At 63.5% G+C, this 3,329-nt stretch carries 3 protein-coding genes and 2 pseudogenes; 2 read left to right on the top strand and 3 right to left on the bottom strand.

Annotated elements, in window-relative coordinates; all coding sequences use genetic code 11:
* Together QOI01_RS12620 and QOI01_RS12615 are read left to right on the top strand one after the other, a co-directional pair.
* Positions 1–301: M24 family metallopeptidase (locus QOI01_RS12620; protein ID WP_526381363.1), on the top strand; the 301-nt coding region annotated here is incomplete at its 5' end.
* A 119-nt stretch (positions 302–420) separates the two neighbouring features.
* Entirely contained in the window at positions 421–1,125 is a 705-nt protein-coding gene (locus tag QOI01_RS12615; RefSeq protein ID WP_526381361.1) for a helix-turn-helix domain-containing protein, read from the top strand.
* 736 nt (positions 1,126–1,861) lie between these two features.
* On the opposite strand, the pseudogene QOI01_RS12610 reads toward QOI01_RS12615, so the two are convergent.
* The 3 genes and pseudogenes from QOI01_RS12610 to QOI01_RS12600 form a co-directional block, all read right to left on the bottom strand.
* Positions 1,862–2,304: pseudogene (locus tag QOI01_RS12610) on the bottom strand (SDR family NAD(P)-dependent oxidoreductase).
* 110 nt (positions 2,305–2,414) lie between these two features.
* Positions 2,415–2,591 (bottom strand): annotated as a pseudogene (locus QOI01_RS12605) (SDR family NAD(P)-dependent oxidoreductase); the annotation flags it as partial.
* Positions 2,592–2,617: 26 nt separating this feature from the next.
* The coding region (locus tag QOI01_RS12600; protein ID WP_526381359.1) for a sugar phosphate isomerase/epimerase family protein at positions 2,618–3,329 on the bottom strand (712 nt) is incomplete at its 5' end.

Here is a 3,329-nt window from a genome sequence, read left to right as displayed (position 1 = left end):
GTCGGTGTGGCCGACCGCCACCGAGTTCGGTTTCGAGAACGAGATGGCGGCGTTCGGGCTGCAGTTCGCCCACGGCCTGGGGCTCGGCCTGCACGAGCGCCCGATCATCTCCCGGCTGAACTCCCTGGAGCACCCGATCGAGCTCCAGCCGGGCATGGTGTTCGCGATGGAGACGTACTGCCCGGCCTCCGATGGCACGTCAGCAGCCCGTATCGAGGAGGAGGTCGTCATGACCGATTACGGGATCGAAGTGCTGACCAAGTTCCCGGCGCAGGAACTGTTCGTCGCAGGAAAGTACTGAGCACAGCCCTCAAGACGGCTCGGACGCTACCCGAACTGGAACGGGGTGTACGTACACTGAACATCGACGGTCCTGGTAGCGGGCAGTTCCGCGGGCGTGCAGCATGGAGGAACGGCAGTATGAGCCAGGCGAACTTCGGCCCACAACTTCGTGCGATCCGCATGGCGCGAAACCTGAGCCTGCGCTCGGTGGCGGCCGCGGTCGGTGTCTCGCCGAGCATGCTCTCCCAGGTGGAGACGGGAAAAACCAATCCGTCCGTGTCGACGCTCTACGCGCTCGTCAACCATCTCGACGTCCCCATCGAAGACTTGATCAGCCCGGGCGACCCCCAGAGGACAACTGCGACTACCCGAGGTCACCTCTCGATGGTCGGCGGTGATTCCCCTGCCATCCAGCGGCGCGAGAACTCCCCCACCATCGAGATGGAAAACGGTGTGACGTGGGAACGGTTGGCAGTCGGACCTTTCGGGATGGCCGACCCATTGATCACCACGTACGCGCCCGGCGGCTCCAGCTCCGTCGAGGGCCGCATGATGCGTCATTCAGGAGTCGAATACGGCTACATCATCGAAGGTGAGTTGACGCTCAAGCTCGACTTCGACACCTTCGTCCTCAATCAGGGCGACTCGATGTGCTTCGACTCCATGCGTCCGCACCTGTACATCAACCACACCGACGCAGTCACCCGCGGGCTGTGGTTCGTTGTCGGTCATCAACGGCCCCGGGCCCCTGCATCGGCGGCCACCGACAGCGACAACGTCGCGTCGGATCATCCGGTGAAGTCCGCGGTCGACATCTTGGCCGCGCTTCGCGACATGCAGTGAAGATGTAGGCGATCGCAGGGCCCCGGTTCAATCGGTCGCGTCAACCGACGCCGACGCTGCACGTTGCACGTTTACTTTCACTCCTTCAGCTGGAATTCGGGCCGCTGCCGGCCACGTGGTCGCGATGGCTGCAGGACGCTGCGGGGTGGTGATGGACGGTGACAGCAGCCAAGCGGTCCGGACGACCAGCAGCACGACGTGCGGCTTGGACGTCCGACGTCGGGCGGCGGGCGAAGCGCCAGCGGGCGTAAACCTTCTTAAGCTGTATTGTTCGTATGGACTCGACAGTGTTCAGCCTGACTGTACATAGTGAGTAGGCGGCGTGTGATGACGGTCATATATCCAGGTCACCGCCAGCCGCATTCAGCACAGCTCGGTGCGGCCGCGACGCGAACCGCCCGGACATCAACAATGGGACAAGATTCGCAAGCCCAGCGTGGCCACTGCGATGAGGGACGGCATCGGTTTCGTCCCAGAGGATCGGCACGAGAGCGGCTTCGCACCGGAGCTGTCCGTTGAGGAGAACGCCACCATTACGGTCCTCAACCGGATCTGCAGCCACGTTGGTCTGATCGGGACGCGATCTACGGCCTGATCATCCTGGCGGCACTTGTGTTCAATCCGATTGCCGGCCGTCTGCGTGGGCTGCGCGCCGCAGGGTGATTGCAAACTGAATATTCTGTGGCACAGGTTCTTTGGTCGATCAATCTTGAGAAATCGCTATCGGCGCGTCCGTTCACACAGTGGTGAAGCCGCCGTCGACGACCAATTGCTGACCGGTGACGAATGAGGCATCGGCGGAGGCCAGAAACGCGATGCACGCGGCGACTTCCTCGGCCAAACCGGCTCGCGCCATGGGGGTTTGATCGATGAGGCCCTGCGACAGACTCTGATCTTGGGCTTGGGTCATGGGGGTCGAGATGAAGCCGGGGTGCACGGAATTCACGCGCACTCCGGCAGCGGCGTAGGTTGCCGCGGCATTTCGGGTCATCATCGTGACGGCGCCCTTGGAGGCCTGATACGCCGATACTCCGGATGCGCCGACCAGGCCCCACATCGACGAGACATTCACGATGGCTCCACGGCCCGCGGCACCATGTAGGGAAGTACGGTTCGAAGTCCGTAGAAGACGCCGTTCTGATTGATGTCGATGATGCGTTTCCAGTCGTCGAGGGCGATGTCGACGAGGCTTTCATAGGACCCGACGAGGCCGGCGTTGTTGACCAGGCGTCGATGCGGCCTTGCGGTCCGGCGATCTCACTCACCAGCTGGCCCCATCGTTCGAGGTCCGTGACATCGATTTCGTGCCAGGAGATTCCAGGCTCGTCGTCGGGAATGCGTAGGTCGAAACCGTGGACCGTGGCGCCCTCGTCGCGTAGGCGTCGCGCTGTGGCCAAGCCGATTCCTTGGGCAGCTCCCGTCACGATGGCTGTCTGTTGGTCGAAACGTGGGGCGAGCAGGCTCATGTGACTCCATTGTCGTGGTGGTGTGTCTAGCGGGTCGAGTGGTCGCTGAGGGCGGCGGAGAGGACTGACTCAGTGGCGCATCGAGCTGTGTCCAGAGCCTCTTGCAGAGGCAGTCCGCGATGCGCGCGCGAGATGATCTCGGTGCCCCACGGTCCCCGGAAGCCGATGTCGACGACAGTCTGCACCATCCCGACGAGGTCGAAGACGCCCTCGCCGCACAGCAGGCGTTCGTTGATGGAATCCTCAGGCAAGGTGCCGATTACGCCTTCGGCAGCGTCGTCGAGCTCTACTCCGAAGATGATCTCCGGGGTCAGCGATTTGCGAAGATCGTCGAGCGTCGTGCCGGCGCGGAACACATGCCAGCTGTCGATCATCACTCCGAGATTCTCGCGGTCGACGGCCCGCACGAGGTCGGCTGCGCCGGGGACCGAGCCGAGCATGGTGTACGGCATCGGTTCGAGGGCGAGGCGCACGCCGCGGGCCGCGGCGTGGTCGGCGAGACCGCGCAGGGAGTCGACGAACCACTCGACGTCCTCTCGCGCTGGACCCAATGCGGTGGCGATCTTGATGTGCGTGGCGTCGAGCTCGGTTGCGGCCGTCATCAGCAGGTCTCGGACGGGGTTGTCGAGCCCGAGTGTCGGATCCTGAGATAGTCGTATGCGATGCCGATGCCGGACCACCCGGTAGCCGCTACTGCGCGTACGCGCTCCAAGATGTCGTGCGGACTCTTCTCGCTCG

Origin of the sequence: Mycobacterium sp. (genome assembly GCF_032162605.1) — a bacterium.
GTDB lineage: Bacteria > Actinomycetota > Actinomycetes > Mycobacteriales > Mycobacteriaceae > Mycobacterium.
The sequence above is the reverse complement of the archived record's forward strand: the minus strand, read 5'-3'. Positions and strand labels throughout refer to the sequence as shown.